Consider the following 19,084-nt stretch of genomic DNA (forward strand, 5'->3'; position numbering starts at 1 on the left):
TACCTCCTAAAGTCTTCGCTAAAATAGGCAAAGGTTAGGGAAGATGGTTTTGCAACACTGCTTCGTATAGCTTGAGGGTGTTATCCGCTGCTTGATCGAAGGTAAACTTCTCCAGCACGCGCTTCCTAGCATTCTTGCCCAGTTCCTTCCTCAGCTTTTCATCCTTGAGGAGTTCTATCGTAAATTTGGCTACATCATAGGGATCATCGGGATTCACATGGCTCCCGCACCTTTCGGGACCCTGATGGATCACCTGTTCTCTAAAACCAGAAACCCCTTTAGCACCCACCACCACCGGCTTACCCATACTCATGGCTTCTGTGGCCACTATTCCAAAGGGCTCGTACTTGGAGGGGAAGACTGCCACGTCCGCAGCTGCATAGTGTAAAATTCTCTCCCTTTCATTCACGTACTGGAACTCCGTGATCACGCTCTTCTCCACCCCGAGTTGCCTTATCAGATCCCTCAGCATTTTCTCCTGCTCTCCTTTTCCTAAGATGACTAACTTGGCATTCGGCACCTCCGCTAGGATGAGGGGCATGGCCCTCACGAGCGTGTCTGCCCCCTTCACCCAGGACAACCTTCCTATGAAGAGGATCATGGGGTCTGTGCCCACCCCTAGCTTCTCCCTGAATTCAAGTATTTCCTCCTCTTTTACCGTCGAGGGATCGTATTTTTTTTCGTCCACACCGTTGTAGATCACCCGAATTTTCCTCTCCTCGTATCCCAAGGAAATGAGATGATCCCTCATGGCATAACTTACCGTCACTACCACTTCGGCCGTTCTTGCAGCCAACCTCTCCAGGTTCTTTATGGTGGGGGAACCATCGCCCACCCTTCCCTCTTCCACGGAATGAAGATGGAAAACGAAGGGTTTTTTCAGGTCCTTTTTACAGGTAATTCCGGCTATCCCAGAAATCCAATCATGGGCCACGATCAAGTCGAACTGTCTCTGATCGGCCCTCACCAACTGGTTGCAAACTTTAGTGGAAGAGAGGATGTTGTAAATGAAGGCATCGGCAAAGTATTGCTGGGCATGAAGGGGCCAATGCTTCACATCTTCCGGGACGATGAGAGGGAGGAGATCCGTTGCATCCACCGTCATAGGTCTATGGATCTCCACTCCTTCCTCCAGATCGGAAGTGGGTAAGTTTCCAGGATTCTTGGCAAAAACCGTTACGCTGTGCCCCCTCCTGGCAAAACGTCTAGTCATCTCATAGGCGTACGTACCCAAGCCCCCGACGAAGAAAGGGGGATACTCAAAAGAGAAGTACAGGATCCTCACCCTTCCACCGCTGATAACTTACTCTAAGGGGTATTAAGCGTTACTAAAATTAAAACACGCCGCTTCATTTAAATTTTAGGTGAGCCTAAATTTTAGATGGTCACCGAGAGTTCCGAGGAATATCTGGAGGCCCTCTACCGCCTAAAGGAGAGGGGGGAGAAAACCACCACCACGAAAGTGGCAAAGGAGTTGGGGGTGGCTCCCTCCAGTGCAACCCTCATGCTCAAAAAACTAGCTAAGGAAGGATATTTGCAACACCATCCCTACAGGGGGGTAATCCTCACCCAAAAAGGGGAAGAAACGGGAAGGGGCATCCTGAGAAAACACAGGATAATGGAGAGGTTCCTGAGCAGCCTGGGCCTTTCCCCCTCCAAGGCCCATGAAAAAGCCTGCGAACTCGAACATCATATACCCGAAGAGGTGGAGACCGCCATCCATCGAAAAATGGAGACGGAACGCCTCCTCCCCAAAGGGGTACCACCAGGTTCCCTCCCCCTCACGGGCTTACTGGAGGGACAGAAAGGGATAGTCTCCCATCTTTCTGGTGGAACTTCCGCCTGCCGTCGCCTGGCCGATATGGGCATTACTCCCGGAGTGGAAGTAGAGGTCCTGAAGTCCGCTCTCTTTCGCGGACCCTTGTTGGTGAAGGTAAGGGGAACCACGTTGGCGGTGGGTAGGGGTTTGGCCTCGAGGGTCTTCGTAAAACCCCTCGGGTGAAGGAATGGAGAAGATCAGGATAGCCCTAGCCGGCAACGCCAACGTTGGAAAGTCGGTGATTTTCAATTACTTCACCGGTCTCCACCAACACATTGGAAATTGGCCGGGGAAAACCGTGGAAAAGGCCGAAGGTACCCTATACTTCAAAGGAAAGCTCATCGACATGATAGATTTACCGGGCATTTACTCCCTCACCACTTTTTCCCTGGAAGAGAGAATTTCCAGAGAATACATTGCCAAGGAAAAACCAGATGTCGTAATAAACGTGGTGGATGCTTCCGCCCTCGAGAGAAACCTCTTCTTCACCCTTCAGCTGTTGGAGCTTGAACCCAAGATAGTGATAGCCCTTAACCAAATGGATGTGGCGGCGAGGAAAGGAATAAAGGTGGATCCCAGGCGGCTGGAAAGACAGCTGGGAGTCCCGGTGGTACCCACCGTGGCTGTGAGGGGAAAGGGGATGCATTCCCTCCTGGAAAAAGCCGTGGGGATGGCGGAAGGAAGGATCAAGCTCAAGCCCTTCAAGCCTTCCTATGGAAGGGAGATCGAAAGGAGAATCCATCTCCTTCTCCCCCTCTTGGAAAAGGAGAATTTCGGTTACCCCCCACGATGGTTGGCCCTAAAACTTCTGGAAGGGGATGAAGAGATCAGAAAGCTGGTGGGTAGGATTTCTCCACGCGCGGTTGAAGTGGCGGAAAAGTATTCCAAGGAACTCGAAGAACTCTACGGGGAAGAGGCTTCAACCCTTCTCACCTCCCTCAGATACAGTTTAGCCCACAGGATAGCCAGCAAGAGCCAGAAGATCTCTCCCAAACCCTTCCCAGCCGAAAGACTCGATGCACTCACCACCCATCCCATCCTGGGCTATTTCTTTTTGATCGGGATTCTCCTCTCCCTTTTCCTCACGGTTTTTTGGGTAGGGAGCATGCTGGAAGGGGGCCTGGAAAGGATCGCCAGGCCGATGGTGAAATGGACCTCGGAGAGGTTTGGAAGCTTGGTCGGGGAGGGAGTGGTGGAGGGAATGGTGGCGGGCTTGACCATCGTCCTCCCCTTCGTGCTACCCTTCTACATCCTCCTTACCCTGCTCGAAGACTCTGGATACCTCGCCAGAGGTGCCTTCTTGATGGACGGTTTGATGCACAGGCTGGGAATACATGGAAAGGCCTTCATTCCCATCCTGTTGGGATATGGCTGCAACGTCCCGGCTTGCTTGGGATGCAGAATCATGGAAACGGAGAGGGAAAAACTGCTCTCCGTTTTCCTCTCCACCTTGGTGCCCTGTGCAGCCAGGACGGTGGTGATTCTTGGGCTGGTGGGAAAATTCGTGGGAATAGGCTGGGCCATCGGGCTCTACCTGCTGGATCTGGCGGTGCTTTTCCTCTTGGGTAGGCTGGCCTTCAAGATCCTGCCCGGTGAGCCCATGGGACTGATCATGGAAATACCGCCCTACCGCAAACCCCATCTATCAACCGTACTCCGTCAGAGCTGGAACCGGACCAAGGATTTCATCTATGTGGCCTTTCCCTTCATCGTGGGGGGTAGTTTAATCCTAACGGCCCTGAGGATGGGTGGCCTCTTGAATCCCCTTTCGGATTTCCTAAAGCCACTCACGGTAGGCTGGTTGGGTCTTCCAGCAGTGGCAGGGGTAGCCCTCTTCTTCGGCATCCTGAGGAAGGAGCTCACCCTCATCATGCTCACCATGCTGCTCGGACAAGATCTCTCCCTCCATCTTACCCATGTCCAGATGATCGTCTTCGCCACCGTGACCATGTTTTACTTCCCGTGTGTGGCTACCCTGGCGGCCCTAATCAGAGAGGCGGGATGGAGGAGAGCCCTGTACATTGCAACAGCGGAAATCCTCTTCGCGCTCTGGCTGGGGGGAATAATGTATAGGCTTCTCCTGCTAGGGGGTATTTAGCTCTCCACCCTCGGATAAAGTTTAAATACAACAGGAATTACGAAAAAGGATGCCGCCCAAGATAGACACCGAAAAGTGCACTGGTTGCGGGGAATGCGTCAACGCCTGCCCCGTGAACGTGTTGGAAGTGAATAACAAGAAAGCCAAGGTAGCGAAACCCGAGGACTGCGTGGATTGCCGGGCTTGTGAGGCCGTCTGCACCACAGGCGCCATCACCTTCCCAGAATGAAGTCAGAGGGTCTCCAACGCTGACAAACTTGCCGAGCTAACGTAGAGAGCTTCCTCCCTCTCCAATCCTTCTTCTATCTTTTTCAGCACCTCGTCCTTCTCTCCAGGAAAGCGATAGCCCTCATAGCTCTGGTCAAAGATCCAACGGGGGCCGGCGGAAGTTAGATAAAAGGGATTGGCAAAGTGGTCAAAACAAAGTCTACCAGTAAACTCCAGCTCTTCCACCAGGAGTTTCAGTTCCCTTAACTCCCCATGGGGGGTTTGAAGCCTGAAGTCTCCTCTCCTCCATTCCTCGAAGAGGGGGGTACCCTTGAGGGGGACTAGTCTCCTTACCCTCACGAATTCGGGATTCACCTCGTTGAGAACCCTCGCCGTGTTCCTAGCGTGTTCTTTCCATCCGTCCTGTCCTCCCAATCCCAGGATGTAGTAGAGGGAAAGCTCCAGTCCAGCCTCTTTCGCCTTCCTCCCACCTTCCACCATTTCCTGGGGGGTCAATCCTTTGTTCATCCTCCTGAGCACCTCTTCATCCCCGCTCTCCAGTCCCACATGAAGCCTGGAGAGTCCCGCCTCCCTGAGGGTCCTCAACTCTTCCACCTTCTTCTTGAAGAGGGTTCTCCCCCTCGTGTAACAAGTGATCCTTTCCATCTCCCCCAACCTTTTCCTCACTTCCTCCAGGATTTCCACCAGCTTTGGGGTAGGCATGAATAGAACGTCTGCATCCTGGAGGAAAACCGTCCTACTCCCCGAGAAAAACCACATAAGGAAGTTGTGCAGACCATCTCCGTTCTCTAAAGAAAACCCCTCCCATATCTTCCCCCTCTCCAGCATCTCCACCATTTTCTCCATGCTAAGTATTTCCTCCTTCACCTCCTCCACCGTCCTCAAAGAAAATTTCCCCCTGCCATAGGGTTTACCATAACAAAACTTGCAAAGGGACCAAGGACAATTCCTCACCACCCTCAAAAGGAGAGAACAACTTCCCCCTTCTGAAGGCGGACGGATGGGGCCAAGCTCATGGCGAAAACCCTTGGGTTCTTTCCATTGCTTCATTTGAAACCCTCCAGGAAAGCCCTGACGTTCTTCCCCAACACCGAATGGTTGTACCCTCCCTCCAGCACCCCGTACCTTTTTCCCCCGCACTTTTCTTCGGCCGCTTCCCTTATCATCCTACCGATTTCTCGGTAGTCTGAGGTGGTGAGGGTTCCGCCCCAATCTTCTTCATGATTGTCGAAGCCCGCGGAAACCCCTACCAAATCGTAATCCCTTTTGGCTAGAAAAGAGGCTATGCCGTGCAAAATGTCTTCCCTACTTCCCTCAGCGTGATGGTAGAAGACCTTCTTGGAACCGGAAAAGATGGCGGCCGTACCGTCCCCATAATGAAGATCGAAGTCTACGATCACGGCTTTTTCTATTTTGCCTGTCACCAGTAACTTTTGAAGGGAAAGGGCCAAGTTGTTGAAATAACAGAAACCCCAAAAACTGTTTGGTCCAGCATGATGACCCGGAGGTCTGATGAGGGCAAAGGAGGGTTCACCCTGAAAAGCCAAAGCAGAGGCTTTCAAGGCCCCTCCGGCTGCCAAAAGGGCCAAGGAATAAACTGAAGGTATGGCCTTCACCCTTTCAAGATGAGAGGGTGTGTGAACGAGGAGGATATCCTCCTCCCTAGCTCGCTCGGGCTCCAAGAACTCAAAGTCCTTCAGCTCTTTTAGAATGGCCTCCATCCTACCAGGGGCAGAGGCAGGATCGGAGGAATAAACTGTCTTGAAGTCTTCACTGTAGACAATTTTCATTCCATATAATTCATCGCCAAAAGGAAAAAGTTTTTTGAGGTTGTGGAAAAAAGAAAAAGATATGTCCGGAATAGGGGAGCTTTTGGAAAGACTGTCCAACGCCGTGGGTGTTTCGGGTAGGGAGGAAGAAGTGGCCGAACTCGTAAAAGCCGAGCTCCAACCCTTCGTGGATGAGATAAGGAGAGATACCATGGGTAACCTGATAGGGATAAAAAGGGGCTCCGAACCTTCCTGCATGCTGGCCGCCCACATGGATGAAATAGGCCTGATGGTCAAACACATCGATGAAAGGGGGTTTATAAGGTTCGTCCCCTTGGGTGGTTGGTTCGATCAAAGCCTTCTCAACGAGAGGGTGGTCTTCAAAACGAAGAAAGGTCCCGTCTATGGTGTAATAGGGTCCAAACCCCCCCATCTGTTGGAAGAGGAGGAGAGGAAGAAACCCGTGAAGATAGAAAACATGTTCATAGACATAGGAGCCAAGAGTGAAGCGGAAGTGAAGGAGGCGGGTATAAGGATAGGCTCCGTGGCCGCCTTAGACCGGCAAGTAAGGATTCTCCTCAACGGAAGGGTTACGGGCAAAGCCTTCGACAACAGGGCTGGACTGGCGGTGATGATCGAGGCCCTGAAGAACACCAAAACCACCTCCACAGTTTACGCCGTGGGGACCGTACAGGAGGAGGTGGGGCTGAAGGGAGCCAGGACCTCCGCTTTTGGTCTAGAACCAACCGTGGCCATAGCCCTAGATGTATCCCTGCCGGGAGATTATCCAGGAATGGAAAAAAAGGACTCCGCGTTGGAAATGGGCAAGGGACCCTCCATTACGGTTACAGACGCCAGCGGACGTGGAATCATCGTTTCGGAGAAGGTCCTCCACTGGCTTACAGAAACTGCTGAGAAATACGGAATTCCCTATCAGCTGGATGTGGCCAAGGGAGGAACCACCGATGCCACCGCCATTTCCCTCACGAAGGCTGGCATACCCACCGGTGTGATAAGTGTTCCTACCCGTTATCTCCACTCCGGGGTGGAAACTCTGGATCTCTCGGATCTCAAATACGCAAGTGAACTCGTGGCTAGAGCCTTGGAAACGGCCAAGGACTACTTTTAGAGCTTGATCTTGACGTTGTCGGAAACTAAGCTGAGCTTAAGTTCCTCAGCCACAATATAGGTATTCCGCATCTGGACCAACCAAGTTAAGGGTGGGTACATGTGCGAGTTGACCCTCTCACCCGTTTGGAGGCCCACCAATCCTCCCAGGAGGGGTATTCCCTGCTCTACGTAGGCTCCATTTATTATGATTTGGCTCAAGGGTAGCAAGTTCAAGACTAGGATATCCGTTTTCATGTACTTTGCTTTGAGATAGAAGTTCTCTGCATCAACCTCTTTCAATTCCATCCACATACCGTTCACATATATCCTTACGTTTTCAAAGCGAATGGAAGGGGAAGTGATTACCGTAACATTTTCGTTTTCATAGCCTACCATATGGAGTTCGCTGTAAGTATAGGAATAGAGAGCCCAGATCTCGAAGGTTTTGGGGGAATTGCCTGAAAGGGGGAGAGCTAGGGAAAGAGAAAGCAAGAGCAATACACTTACCACTATCCCAAGCTTGAAAAAAGAGAAAGGCTGGCGTCTGTTTTTAGGACGTCTCAAGCCTCACCACCATGTTGCCGAGGTCTAGGGAGCCCACTACCATCTCCGTTACCCAAGCACTAACGTCATTCACCTTGATGGTGTCGGCAGTCACTGCGAAGCTCCTGCCACCATAGGGACCCACTCTCTGGTTGGTGGCCTTCATGCTTCCGGCTGAGAAGGTATCACACTTCATCAGTACTCCTGTCGAAACAGCCTGTGGACTTTCTATAATAGCTCTGATCTTCAAGCCGCCCAGGCTCATCTCCTTTACTATTTGGAGATTGGAGATCGTGGCACTACCCAATTCCTGGAAGATCTTTCCTCCATAGTTGTCCATAGTGCCCACGTACATGTTGAGATTGCTCCCGTCGATACTGCCTGCTTTGAGTTCAAAGTCGTCCATGGGCAAAGCCAAACCCACTCCAGTCACCGCAGAGAAAACTACGACGCCCACCACAGACGCCAGCCCAGCCGCCGCCATTTTCCCGAACCCTTCCATTTCTCTTCCCTCCTTTTCATTTTGTCATAGGAATTTTCCTATGACCCTGAAAGAGGCCTCCATGCATATGCATGACCCCCAGCTGCTACACATAGGAGGGAGCCCAGAAAGGCTCCTCCCAACGTTCCTACCCAGGAAAGGGCAGCCATGATTACTAGGAAAAGACCCACTATTTTACAGGACTCCCTCCTTGGAAACATGAGCATGATGGCAGCCATAGCCAAGCACGAGCTCCCCAAAAACATTCCCCAGAAAACAAGAGAGGTATACATGTATATGGGGAAGAACTTTAGAGGCACATACAGAATGGCCAGACCTCCCAACACTGCACAATAAATGGCCCAGAAGGGATACCTTTCCCTTAAGGAATCCCAACGTGGTTTGAGCTTGGGTAAATGACCCAACAGGGGAGGAAGGAAAAGGGCCAGAACTACATATGGGAGGAGGGGGATGGCCCACATGATAGACAACAAGATAATGAGGGGAGGAGCGGGCAAGAATCCCCCTATCGAGAAATCCAGATAGAAGAGGAAGGCTAAGAGGAGGGAAATACCTATGAGGGTTTGAGTTACCACCCTACCGGTGGAAGCCAAGTCCTTTTGGATATAATCCATCACCACCAAGCCGATGAAAGCCAAGAGAAGGGTGGTCAGAAGAAAAGTCACGGCAAGGGTGAAGGAAAGGAGGGAATGGGTAATGTTATGATACCAAACGGTTATCGCACAACCGGCCAGGAGGATGGGAAAGATCAAATGCTTTTTGTTCCAGAAATTGAGGAAGCCCATACCTATTGTAATGGCCACGGAATTCCATTTCTCCTTCAGGTCTAGATGTGGGAGATGAAGATGGGGAAGGGAGGGAAGGCGGAGACGCCTTCCCCCAGCGTGCTCAGGGGTTGGGAGGCCCTCTGGGGAGGAGGGAGAAGCCTCTACGGTGGAACTTTCTATTCCCGGTTCGGATGTTTTCTCCACACTGGGGATTCCGCCGTCGCGATCGGTTCCACCACTCAACAGGGTTTTGAGAGATTCCGTTGCTTCCAGGATTCCCACCCGGATCCCCCCCTTTATTTGGAGGCTCCTTCCAACAACTTCTTTATCTCTTCCACGCTCCTGTCAAGTGCCGAGAGGAGTGCCCCACTGACGTCTTGGGGAGTCGTTTTTTCAAGGGTTTCCTCTATCATTTTCTCCAATTTCTCTTCCATCCTCTTCTTCGTCCTCTGGACTACCGAGGCCTTCAGTTCACCCATCTTGAGTTTGTCCAGTCCCTCCAAGATCGATTGCCTCAAAGTGGGCTCTATCAGCCCCTTCAGTTCTTCGGAAAGGCTTTGTTGTAGCTCCTTCCTTATTAATTCCGAGAGTTCGTCTTTCTCCATTTTCGTTCTAAGCTCTTCCACTTCCCCCCCATTTTTTTCTTTTTCAGGATACCCTAATATAAAGTTATGGTTTCAGGAAGAAAAAAAGGATACACAGTGTAACGATTTCGTAACACAGTGGAATTTTTAAAAACAGTCCATTTGGAGGGAAAATTAATACTCCATGCATCTCAAAGAAAATGGATGAAGCTAAACATTCCTACCGAAAACGAGAGACTCAAAAAGCTCATTCAGAGAGTGGAAGAGGACAAAGAACTGGAAGAACTTTGGAGATGCTCTAACGTAAATGCCATAGACCGCCTAGGTTTCACCGATCACGGTCCCGTCCACGTAAAAATCGTTGCAAATGCAGCCCTCCGCCTCTCCCATTTATTGGAAGGGGTGGAAAAACCTGGAATAGTAAAGGATCACCATCTCCCGCAGGAGTATTCTGAAATCGTGGTTTTCCTAGCGGCTGTCCTACACGATTTGGGGATGGTGGTCCAAAGGGAAGAACACGAAAAATATAGTGTGGTGCTAGCTTATCATTTCCTTCAAAAACTTCTTTACGACTATCCTCCAGAAGAGAGAGCCATTATCTCCTCCGAGGTCCTCCATGCCATCACCTCCCATTATTCTGGGGTCTGCCTCACCAAAGAAGCGGGAATCCTCTGCATAGCCGATGCACTGGATATGGAAAAAGGGAGGGCTAGAATCCCCTTCGATGCCGGAAAGGTCGACATCCACTCAGTTTCGGCCTTGGCCATAGAAAACGTGGAAGTCCTGAGGGGTGAGAAGAAACCTGTGGTCATAAGGATAAAGATGTCCAACTCGGCCGGCATCTTCCAAGTGGATCAACTTCTGAGGGAAAGGATAAGGAAATCTGGATTGCAGGACTACATCGAGGTGATAGCGGAGATTTCCGAAACGGAGAAAAAAATTCTCCACCGCTTTGAGCTGAGGTGAGGGATGTACATCTTGGTTCCTCTCAAGCAAGCGGAAATTGTTGCCCCCATGGGAATAGGCATGCTAATGGGGGATATGACTCAGCGAGTGACGGCACCGGTCTATATCTGGTACGTGGAAGGTAGCGAGAGAAAAATTATAGTGGACGCGGGAGTAGGTACCTCAAAGCATGAAGACCTAGAGGTGAGAGGGGGAGGAGAAAAAGGTCTGAGAAAGGCTCTGGAGGAAGTGAGAATTTCTCCCAAAGAAGTGGAGATACTCATCCTCACCCATCTCCACTTCGATCATGTGGCCTGTGTCAGGCTTTTCGAAAACGCAAGGATTTACGTCCAGAAGAAGGAATGGGAGACCGCCCTTTCCCCTCTTCCCCCCCTCCGTCCCTTCTACGACCAAAAACTCCTAGAACCTCTCGAAAGGATGGATTTGGTACTGGTGGAGGGGGATCATGAGATAGAAAAGGGATTGACCCTCCTTCACCTACCGGGTCACACAGAAGGGATGCAAGGACTGGCCTTTCACACGAGGAAAGGGACGGCGGTCTTGGCCTCCGACCTCCTCTATACCTATCTCAATCTCCACTCTCCCTTTTCTTATACTCCATTCTATCCGCCAGCTATTATCGTGGACCTGCGGGAGTGGTTTTGGAGCGTGGGAAAAGCTCTGAGAACCGCTTCAAGCAGGGAGTTGGTATACCCCGGTCATGAGCCCTCCCTAGAGGGAAAGAGACTTCCAGAGGTGTGAAATGGGAAAGGAAGGCTTCGAAAGGGTAGCGGTAATAGGGGCGGGGTCGATGGGACATGGAATAGCCGAACTTTTTGCCATGCACGGATATGAAGTGAACCTCGTGGACCTGAAGGAAGAAATTCTGCGGGAGGCCCTCAGGAAGATCGAAAAGAGTCTCGGGATGATAGGGGGATTGGAAGAGGATACTGGGGAAATCTTGGAAAGAATTCATCCAACCACCGACTTGGGAAAAGCCCTAGAAAAAGTGGATTTCGCCCTTGAAGCCGCTACGGAAAAGTTGGAATTAAAAAGGGAACTTTTCAGAAAAATGGACAGATTTCTCCCCCACGAAGCCATTCTCTCCACCAACACTTCCTCCATAAGGATTTCCAGCCTAGCCGAAGTCACCTCCCGACCGGAGAGAGTGATTGGAACCCATTTCGTTCACGCTCCCCAAAGAGTGGACGGTTTCATGCCCCCCCACTTTTCCATCCTCTTACCTCTGGTGGAGGTGGTCAAAACGGAATTCGTGCTTGGGGAAGTACTGGAACTAACGGTGGAACTGATGAAAGGGATAGGAAAGGTGCCGGAGGTGGTAAAGGATTCGCCCGCCTTCGTAGCCAACAGATTGCTGGTGAGGGGTGGTCTGGAGGCCTACCATGCTCTGGAAGAAGCCGATCCTTACGAGATAGACGCCTCCGCCATCTACGGTCTCGGCATGCCCCTGGGAATCTTCCAGCTCATAGATGTGATAGGTCTGGATGTGGCCCTCTATATCCTAGAATACCTACAGGTAGAGCTAGGAAGGGAGTATTCCCCACCCGAGGATCTCAAAGCACTGGTAGAGGAAGGATACTTGGGACAGAAAAGTGGAAGAGGTTTCTATGACTATTCCCAGGGAATACCGGAAGTGAAAAGAGAGGATTGGAAAACCTTTGATCCACTACGCTTGCTGGCACCCATGGTAAACGAGGTATGCGGGATGATTCAGGCGGGAATAACGAATGCCGACCAAGTGGAAAGGGTCTCCAGTCTCTCCTTCGTACCCAAGGGAATCTTCTCGCTCGCGGAAGAGTTTGGGGTGGAAAAAATCGTGAAAAAACTGGAAGAACTCAGACCGAAGGGAGAATGGTATGAACCTTCCTCCCTTTTGCGGAAAATAGGGAGCTTCTCCGAACTTCAAACCTAAGTAACAGCGGAAGCCCTCAATTTCTCCCAGTATCTCCTATTATAAGGACAACCTGGATCTGGAGCCTGTACATCCCCGAAGTATCCATATGCCCTAGCCCTACATCCCCCACACACATATCTATACTCACAACCTCCACATCCTTCCAAGGCATCCCTATCCCTTAGCTTCCATAGCACCTCTGAAGTCTCCCAAATCTCCTTCAACCTCCTTTCCTTCAGGTTTCCCAAAGGGATGGGCATGAACACACATGGTACCACCTCTCCATCGGGTTGGAGACCACAATAGAGCCTACCCGCACCACATCCTCCCAAGAAATCCGCCAAGCTCCTCGTCTTACCCTGCAGGGCCCTGAGGGTTTCTTGACTGGCGAAGTGTGTGGGAACAGGCCCCAACCCTCCTTTTCCTTCAGCCATTTGAAGGGAAACCACGGAGAGTTGGGGGGCCGTGCTCAAACAGAAGAAACCCGTGCTCACCATCCTCTCGTAGAGGTGGCAGAGGAGTTCCCACCTCTCCTCTGGGGCAAGGTCCTCCTCCATTATTTCTTTCCCCCTCCCTACGGGAACATAGTTGAAAACCATCACCCTCTGGACCCCCAGCTCTTCCTTCACAAAGTCTATGAGGGAGGGAATCTCTTTGAGGTTCCAGCGGGTGGCGGTAATAGCCACGCAAGTATCCAAACCCTCTTCCACCGCGTTCCTTATTCCCTCACAAGTCTTTTTCCAAATTCCAGGTATCCCCCTGAAGCGATCGTGTGTCTCCTCAAAGCCATCCAGAGAAACCTCCACGTAATCCAAGATTTCCTTCATCTCTTTGCATTTCTCTCTCGTGAGGAGGGTCCCGTTGGTAGCTATGGAGAGGAAAAGCCCTCCTTCCTTTCCCCTCGCGGCCACCTCCAGCAAATCCTTCCTCAACAGGGGTTCCCCTCCTGAAAAGGCCACAGCCACCACTCCAGAAGTTATTAGCTCATCCATCACCTCCTTGGCCTCCTCACTGGTGAGCTCATTGCTCGAAGTCCCAGCATTCTGGTAGCAGTGGAGACACTTCAAGTTACAAGCGTTGGTATAGTTCCAAACCACCAAAAAGGGTGAGACCGTGACGAATGGTCTCCTTACCCCGTACTTGGCTATTCCCTCCAAGACGTTTACCATCCCCCTCCTTATCACAGGCTTCCTTAGGAGTTCCTTGAGCTTCTCCTCTGGATAGCCAAAAAGATGACTGCCCCTACTCAGCACTGCTCCCACGAGCAAAAAGGAAAAAAAGTCCCTCACATCCCCCTTTACCTCTTCCCCCATGTATCTGCGAATGGCCAAGTCCAACCTGCTCCCTCCTCCCCTTTTTTCTCCAGCCACGAACCTGAGGAGGAAACGGGTTAAGGGATTACCCAACCACCTCTGTACCGAGTTCACGATGAAGGCTTCCTTTCCCTCCTCCAAGGTCACCTTTCCTCCCTCTCCTTTTCCTCTAAATAGTTTAATTGGTGATAAAAGAAGGGGCCCGTGGCCAAGCCAGGATAAGGCGGCAGCCTTCTAAGCTGCAAATCGTGGGTTCGAATCCCACCGGGCCCGCCTACCCTCAAATCCTTAAAAGGACGGGAAAAACTGGAAAGGGCGATGATGAGAGAAAGGGTTCGGAGGAAACGATGAGGGAACCCCAAGCTCCTGAGCCCTTTTTCCGGAAAGAAGAAAAGAAGGGTAGAAGAGTATTGTGGGTGCCCCGGTGGTGTAGCCCGGCCAATCATAGTGGCCTCATGGGCGGCGAAGAGTCGTCCAGGCCAATCGAGCCACAGACGCGGGTTCAAATCCCGCCCGGGGCACCTATTGGAGGGAGAGGATGGAAAAACTCCTGATAAGGGATGGTTACCTCGTGACCATGGATGCCAAGAGGAGGGTTCTGAAGAGGGGTTCCGTGTTGGTGGAGGGGAATAGGATAGTGGAAGTAAAGGAGGAGATAAAGGAAAGCGCCGATGTGGTGATAGATGCCAAGGGAATGGCTGTACTACCGGGCTTGGTAAATGCCCATACCCATTCCCCCATGACCCTTTTCAGGGGCGTGGCCGATGACATGGAACTCGACAGGTGGCTTAAGGAGAAGATTTGGCCCGTGGAAGCCAGGTTGAGGGCGGAGGACTGCTATGTGGGAGCCCTCCTCGCCTGTGCCGAAATGATCAAATCGGGAACCACCTGCTTTGCTGACATGTATTTCTTTATGGAAAAGGTGGCAGAGGCCGTGGGGAAAAGCGGACTCAGGGCCTCCCTTTCCTATGGAATGATAGAATTGGGCATTCCCGGAAGATGCGAGGAAGAACTGAAAAAGGGAGAAAAACTGGTGAAGGAATATCACGGATCCTTCGGGGGGAGGGTCCAAACCATGTTCGGTCCCCATGCCCCCTACACCTGCTCTCCAGAGTGTCTTAGAAAGGTCAAAGAGAAGGCCGAAAAGTACGGGGTGGGAATCCACATCCACCTATCGGAAACCGAAAGGGAGGTGAGGGAGACTAAAGAGAAGTATGGGAAAACTCCCGTGGAGCTCCTCCATTCCATAGGCTTGTTGGCCCCCAACCTGCTGGCCGCCCACTGCGTGTGGGTTGACGAGAAGGAAATGGAACTCATGGCGAAAAGCGGAATGAAACCCGTCCACAACCCCACCAGCAACCTAAAGCTAGCTTCTGGGATTTCTCCCGTACCCAACATGTTGGAAAGGGGGATTCCCGTGGCACTGGGAACGGATGGGGCCGCCTCCAACAACAGTCTGGACATGTTTCAAGAGATGAAGGTCGCTGCCCTCATCCACAAGGGATGGAAAAGAGACCCCACCCTCCTTTCGGCTCAAACCGTGCTTGAAATGGCAACCCTCCACGGAGCAGAAGCACTGGGAAGGGAGAAAGAAATAGGCTCCATAGAGAAGGGAAAAAAAGCGGACCTCATCCTTGTGGATCTCAGGAATCTAAGGTTTTCTCCCCTCCACCACGTACTTTCCCATTTGGTTTACGCCTCGACCGGGGAACTGGTGGACACGGTAATCGTGGACGGGAAGGTACTCATGCGAAAGCGCAAGCTTTTAACTCTGGATGAAGAAGAAGTTTTGAAAATGGCGGAAGAAACCGCTTCCGAGCTTTTTGAGGAGGGTGACTTCAAAAATAAATCCTACGAGGAACTGGCAGAACTGGAGGACGAACTGGAAAAGAAAAAAAGAAAAAAGGGAAAATACAGGGCAGTTTACCGCAAGGCTCATCGCTAAGGAACCTTCAGAGAACTGCGTCAGTACTCCTCACACTTGAGCTGGTAGAAGCTTCTTTCATGATTACAGGAAGGACACCTCTCCGGTGGTTCCTTCCCGAAATGCACGTAGCCGCACTCCCTGCAGACCCACCACGCTTCCTTTTCTTTCTTGAAAACCGTTCCCCTCTCCACTTCTCTGAGGAGTTTGGAGTACCTCTCCTCATGGTGCCTCTCTGCTACTGCTATGGCCCTCAACCTTTCCGCTATTTCGGGTAGACCTTCCTCTTCAGCCACCTTAGCGAAGTCGGGATACATTTTGGTCCACTCGTAGTTTTCCCCTGCTATGGCAGCCTTCAGGTTCTCAGCGGTTGTTCCCAGAGTGGTGGGAACTGATGCCTCCACCTTTATCTCCTGGGGCAAATTCCCGCTCTTCTTTCCCAGTTCGTTGATCAGTTTGAAGAGCCAACTGGCGTGTTCCCTTTCGTTCTCCGCCGTGATGGCAAAAATTTCCGCAATTTGCTCGAATCCCTCCTTCTTTGCCACTTTGGAATAGAAGGTGTACCTGTTCCTAGCCTGACTTTCCCCCACGAAGGCCTTTGCCAAGTTTTCTATCGTCCTTTTCATCAGGAAAGAGTCTGCCATCTACTATATATTGTATATGGGGGAAAGCTTCCCCGAAATACCACCCAAAACTTATTTAAATGAAGAAAGGAGAAAAAAACGGTTCTAAAATGAAGAACGAAGTCGTAATAGTGGACTACCTACGGTCTCCCTTCTCTAGGTCCAGACCTAGGGAGCCAGATAGAGACGCTTTCAACAGGTTGAGGATGGATGTGGTGCTGGGGATGCTGTACAGAAAGCTCGTAGAAAGAACTGGAGTGAAACCGGAGGAAATAGACGAAGTTATCTCAGGTTGTGCCTTGCCTGTCAAGGAGAATTGGAGCTACGGAGGCAGGTTTCCAGTTTTCCTAGCGGAGTTACCCGAGACGGTGCCAGCTATTTTCGTAGAAAAACAGTGCGCTTCCTCCATGGTGGCCATCAGGGTGGGAGCCTTGGAAATCATGGCTGGGTTCTCCGACATCGTATTGGTAGGGGGATACGAGCACATGACGCACGTTCCCATGCAGGCGGAGTACATGCTGGAGTTTGTAGATCCCTGTCCGGACCTCATGACGGATCCCAGATACGAGAAATACGATCTGGTAACCGGTATGAACATGGGATTGACGGCGGAGAAGTTGGCCGAGATGAGAAAAGATGTGATCACCAAAGAGGACATGGACAAATGGTCCGTAGAAAGTCACATGAAAGCTGCCAAGGCTTTGGAGGAGGGATACTTCAAGGGTGAGATAATGCCCGTAGAGGCACCTCAGGCCGATGGGACCATCATGAAGGTGGACAGGGACCTTTCGATAAGACCTGATACCACACTGGAGAAGATAGCCTCCTTGCCCCCCGCTTTCAAGGAAGGCGGAGTAATCACGGCGGGTAACTCTTCTCCCCTGAACGCTGGTGCCACCGCCATGATGCTGATGTCCCGCAAAAAGGCCGAAGAATACGGACTAAAACCCATGGCTTCCATCGTTTCCCTAGGCTGGGGAGCGGTGAACCCAGGAGTGATGGGAAGGGGTCCCGTGCCCGCGAGCAGGATGGCCCTCAAGAAGGCCGGACTAAAAGTGGAGGACATCGACTACTGGGAAATTAATGAAGCCTTTGCCATCGTCACCCTGAACGCCATCTACGAGTTACAGATTGACCCGAAAAGGGTAAACATAAAGGGCGGAGCCATAGCCATAGGACATCCGCTGGGTGCCAGTGGATGCAGACTGGTAGGTACCCTTGCTAGAATCTTACAGGAGAAAAGGGCAACCTACGGTCTGGCCACGCCCTGTGTGGGTGGTGGACAGGGGGAGGCCGTAATTATAAAGAGGGAATAAAAGCTTCCCTAATTTTATTTTTTTTCCTTTACCAAAAGAGACAGGCGGGGGTGCCCGAGCCTGGTCAAAGGGGCAGGACTTAAGATCCTGTGACCTTAGGGTCGTCGAGAGTTCAAATCTCTCCCCCCGCACCAACAAATTTAGATCGTGATCGACAGCTAATATCCAGAAACCAATTCAACATGGTGAAATCCTATTTTGTCCTGCCATATAGAGGTCGGCCTCGATCAAAAACTGCCGGTGGTTTGGCAGAGATACATTCTTCAAACCGACATCACGCTAGTTCAAAGGGGTCTCAACTTCGTTCTTGAACACGTTCTACCTATAACTTCCCCAGTTCTTCCAAGAGCTCTGCTACTTTCTCAGCCGTCTTTCCCACCCTTTCCACACATTTCTCCAGTTTTTCGGGGGACCTCAGGAAGAGCATTACTTGATTGACATCGAACCAATCCGTTCCTGTAAGTTCTTTGCAAGAGGTGGTACCATATTCCTCCAAAAACCACTTCACCAGTCGTTGAGCTGGATCAAAAGCTTCCAGAAGTCCCTCGATTCCTTCTTCCATCCGAATCCTCCCCGTCTTTAAACCAAGAACCAACAGACCCCCAGTAAGGGCTCCACAAGTTAGTCCCGAGTACATGCCTCCTACCAAAGAACCCGAAGCCTTGAAAAGGGTGTCATCCCCCAATTGCAGCGTCTCCTGGAAGGCGCGTATCACCGCTTGGGAACACCCATGAAATTCTCTTTCATATTTAGAAGCCAGTTCCCCCACCTTCCTCTTAATCGGCTCCACAAACGTGTTTCAACGTTCCACATTAAAGGGTTAGGGCACGGAGAGAGGACACATCCTTTCCAAGAGAACCCTATCCCAAGCCTCCAACACCGTGAGCGTGAGGTTCCTGGTGCCCGGAAGGCTGTAAAAAGGACTGGTTTCCCATTCCCACTCCTTTCTTCCAGGAAGCAACCATTCCGCCACGTGCTTTCCCCCAACGGAAGTATTCTCCAGTTTCCACGTTACAGCCAACACGTAGGCGGGGAGGTCCCCGCGGTTGAAAAGCTCGACCTTTACGGACCTCAGCTCGTAAAAGTTGAAACAGTTATTCTCCAGCATCTTCCCCTTATCCGCCCAGGGATAGTTCTCCAGCAAGCTTTCAATGAACTCTTCCAGTTTCCTCTCCGGATCCTCCCCCGGATACATCCTTTGCACTTCCTTCAACAGGTTTTCCAAAGGCCAGCTCTCTCCCCTCCATTCAAAGGATACCTTCCCAATTTCCAGGCTGGGCCCTGAGAAGGGGAGAAGATTTTCCGCTATTTTCTTTCCTCGGTATTCGAAAAGGAGTCGATAGGTCCCACCTTGGGGGGAAACCCCCTTCGGAGAGAAGAGGAGGGAAGCCTTCGAAACATTTTCCAACAAAAAAGCGTTATCGATTTTCCTTCCTTCGGGACTGAAGAGGATGACCTGAACCCCTTTTTGGGTGGAGTAGGAGAGCTCCAGCTCCAAGTTCTCTCCAGGAACCAACGAATAGCCTAGAAACTTAAACTTGGGGCCTTCTTCCCGCAAAAAATACCAACTCCCCAGCAAGAAGAAAACTAAAAGGAAAAGGAGTACTTTTCTCATTCTCTCTTCTCTC

At 51.3% G+C, this 19,084-nt stretch carries 20 protein-coding genes and 3 tRNA genes; 12 read left to right on the forward strand and 11 right to left on the reverse strand.

The features are described from left to right. Window positions 1–34: 34 nt before the first annotated feature. Complete coding sequence (locus QXG22_06275) at window positions 35–1,285, reverse strand: glycosyltransferase family 4 protein (protein ID MEM0359590.1); 1,251 nt, start codon at window positions 1,283–1,285, stop codon at window positions 35–37. 96 nt (window positions 1,286–1,381) lie between these two features. On the opposite strand from QXG22_06275, the gene QXG22_06280 reads away from it, so the two are divergent. From QXG22_06280 to QXG22_06290, 3 genes are read left to right on the forward strand one after another with little or no spacing between them, the layout of a single operon-like run. Beyond that, on the forward strand, window positions 1,382–2,002 hold the full coding sequence (locus tag QXG22_06280; GenBank protein ID MEM0359591.1) for a metal-dependent transcriptional regulator: 621 nt from the start codon (window positions 1,382–1,384) through the stop codon (window positions 2,000–2,002). 4 nt (window positions 2,003–2,006) lie between these two features. Continuing rightward, complete coding sequence (gene feoB / locus QXG22_06285; GenBank protein ID MEM0359592.1) at window positions 2,007–3,917, forward strand: ferrous iron transport protein B; 1,911 nt, start codon at window positions 2,007–2,009, stop codon at window positions 3,915–3,917. Between the two features lie 49 nt (window positions 3,918–3,966). Further along, window positions 3,967–4,146 (forward strand): 4Fe-4S binding protein, encoded by a 180-nt coding sequence (locus QXG22_06290; protein MEM0359593.1) that lies wholly within the window; start codon window positions 3,967–3,969, stop codon window positions 4,144–4,146. Window positions 4,147–4,148: 2 nt separating this feature from the next. Here the strand turns inward: QXG22_06290 and QXG22_06295 are convergent, their stop codons facing one another. Together QXG22_06295 and QXG22_06300 are read right to left on the reverse strand one after the other, a co-directional pair. Beyond that, the gene (locus QXG22_06295) at window positions 4,149–5,195 is read right to left on the reverse strand and encodes a radical SAM protein (protein ID MEM0359594.1); all 1,047 of its coding nucleotides are present in this window, start codon (window positions 5,193–5,195) and stop codon (window positions 4,149–4,151) included. Beyond that, complete coding sequence (locus QXG22_06300) at window positions 5,192–5,935, reverse strand: hypothetical protein (GenBank protein MEM0359595.1); 744 nt, start codon at window positions 5,933–5,935, stop codon at window positions 5,192–5,194. Before QXG22_06300 ends, QXG22_06295 begins: the two co-directional genes overlap by 4 nt. A 61-nt stretch (window positions 5,936–5,996) precedes the next feature. On the opposite strand from QXG22_06300, the gene QXG22_06305 reads away from it, so the two are divergent. Next, a complete protein-coding gene (locus tag QXG22_06305) occupies window positions 5,997–7,043 on the forward strand; it encodes a M42 family metallopeptidase (GenBank protein ID MEM0359596.1) in 1,047 nt (348 codons plus the stop codon). Here QXG22_06305 and QXG22_06310 read toward each other — a convergent pair. From QXG22_06310 to QXG22_06325, 4 genes are all read right to left on the reverse strand, one after another. Next, window positions 7,040–7,522, reverse strand: coding sequence for a hypothetical protein (locus QXG22_06310; GenBank protein MEM0359597.1), 483 nt, complete (start codon window positions 7,520–7,522; stop codon window positions 7,040–7,042). The two genes, QXG22_06305 and QXG22_06310, sit on opposite strands and share 4 nt — an antisense overlap. A gap of 52 nt (window positions 7,523–7,574) precedes the next feature. Then, window positions 7,575–7,922, reverse strand: coding sequence for a hypothetical protein (locus tag QXG22_06315; protein ID MEM0359598.1), 348 nt, complete (start codon window positions 7,920–7,922; stop codon window positions 7,575–7,577). A 185-nt stretch (window positions 7,923–8,107) separates the two neighbouring features. After that, entirely contained in the window at window positions 8,108–9,118 is a 1,011-nt protein-coding gene (locus QXG22_06320) for a DUF6114 domain-containing protein (protein MEM0359599.1), read from the reverse strand. A gap of 14 nt (window positions 9,119–9,132) precedes the next feature. After that, entirely contained in the window at window positions 9,133–9,462 is a 330-nt protein-coding gene (locus tag QXG22_06325; protein MEM0359600.1) for a hypothetical protein, read from the reverse strand. A gap of 162 nt (window positions 9,463–9,624) precedes the next feature. On the opposite strand from QXG22_06325, the gene QXG22_06330 reads away from it, so the two are divergent. Genes QXG22_06330 through QXG22_06340 form a run of 3 tightly spaced genes read left to right on the forward strand, consistent with a single transcriptional unit; the run spans window position 9,625 to window position 12,298 of the window. Then, the gene (locus tag QXG22_06330; GenBank protein MEM0359601.1) at window positions 9,625–10,386 is read left to right on the forward strand and encodes an HD domain-containing protein; all 762 of its coding nucleotides are present in this window, start codon (window positions 9,625–9,627) and stop codon (window positions 10,384–10,386) included. Window positions 10,387–10,389: 3 nt separating this feature from the next. Continuing rightward, window positions 10,390–11,127: an N-acyl homoserine lactonase family protein gene (locus QXG22_06335; GenBank protein ID MEM0359602.1), complete on the forward strand. Its 738-nt coding sequence runs from the start codon at window positions 10,390–10,392 to the stop codon at window positions 11,125–11,127. Window position 11,128: 1 nt separating this feature from the next. Beyond that, window positions 11,129–12,298, forward strand: coding sequence for a 3-hydroxyacyl-CoA dehydrogenase NAD-binding domain-containing protein (locus QXG22_06340; GenBank protein MEM0359603.1), 1,170 nt, complete (start codon window positions 11,129–11,131; stop codon window positions 12,296–12,298). Here the strand turns inward: QXG22_06340 and QXG22_06345 are convergent. Then, a complete protein-coding gene (locus QXG22_06345) occupies window positions 12,295–13,740 on the reverse strand; it encodes a radical SAM protein (protein ID MEM0359604.1) in 1,446 nt (481 codons plus the stop codon). The genes QXG22_06340 and QXG22_06345 overlap by 4 nt on opposite strands. A gap of 51 nt (window positions 13,741–13,791) precedes the next feature. On the opposite strand from QXG22_06345, the gene QXG22_06350 reads away from it, so the two are divergent. The 3 genes from QXG22_06350 (at window position 13,792) to QXG22_06360 (ending at window position 15,538) form a co-directional block, all read left to right on the forward strand. Beyond that, a tRNA-Arg gene (locus tag QXG22_06350) sits at window positions 13,792–13,866 on the forward strand. A gap of 145 nt (window positions 13,867–14,011) precedes the next feature. Next, a tRNA-Glu gene (locus QXG22_06355) sits at window positions 14,012–14,114 on the forward strand. 17 nt (window positions 14,115–14,131) lie between these two features. Further along, window positions 14,132–15,538, forward strand: coding sequence for an amidohydrolase family protein (locus QXG22_06360; GenBank protein MEM0359605.1), 1,407 nt, complete (start codon window positions 14,132–14,134; stop codon window positions 15,536–15,538). Window positions 15,539–15,558: 20 nt separating this feature from the next. On the opposite strand, the gene QXG22_06365 is transcribed toward QXG22_06360, so the two are convergent. Further along, complete coding sequence (locus tag QXG22_06365; GenBank protein MEM0359606.1) at window positions 15,559–16,143, reverse strand: ferritin family protein; 585 nt, start codon at window positions 16,141–16,143, stop codon at window positions 15,559–15,561. A gap of 107 nt (window positions 16,144–16,250) precedes the next feature. On the opposite strand from QXG22_06365, the gene QXG22_06370 reads away from it, so the two are divergent. Then, window positions 16,251–17,456: an acetyl-CoA C-acetyltransferase gene (locus QXG22_06370; protein ID MEM0359607.1), complete on the forward strand. Its 1,206-nt coding sequence runs from the start codon at window positions 16,251–16,253 to the stop codon at window positions 17,454–17,456. Window positions 17,457–17,500: 44 nt separating this feature from the next. After that, window positions 17,501–17,590: transfer RNA gene (locus tag QXG22_06375), tRNA-Leu, on the forward strand. Between the two features lie 188 nt (window positions 17,591–17,778). Here QXG22_06375 and QXG22_06380 read toward each other — a convergent pair. Beyond that, entirely contained in the window at window positions 17,779–18,246 is a 468-nt protein-coding gene (locus QXG22_06380; GenBank protein ID MEM0359608.1) for a C-GCAxxG-C-C family protein, read from the reverse strand. Between the two features lie 30 nt (window positions 18,247–18,276). Continuing rightward, a complete protein-coding gene (locus QXG22_06385; protein ID MEM0359609.1) occupies window positions 18,277–19,071 on the reverse strand; it encodes a hypothetical protein in 795 nt (264 codons plus the stop codon). Between the last annotated feature and the right edge of the window lie 13 nt (window positions 19,072–19,084).

The organism is Candidatus Hadarchaeales archaeon, from assembly GCA_038736355.1.
GTDB lineage: Archaea > Hadarchaeota > Hadarchaeia > Hadarchaeales > WYZ-LMO6 > WYZ-LMO6.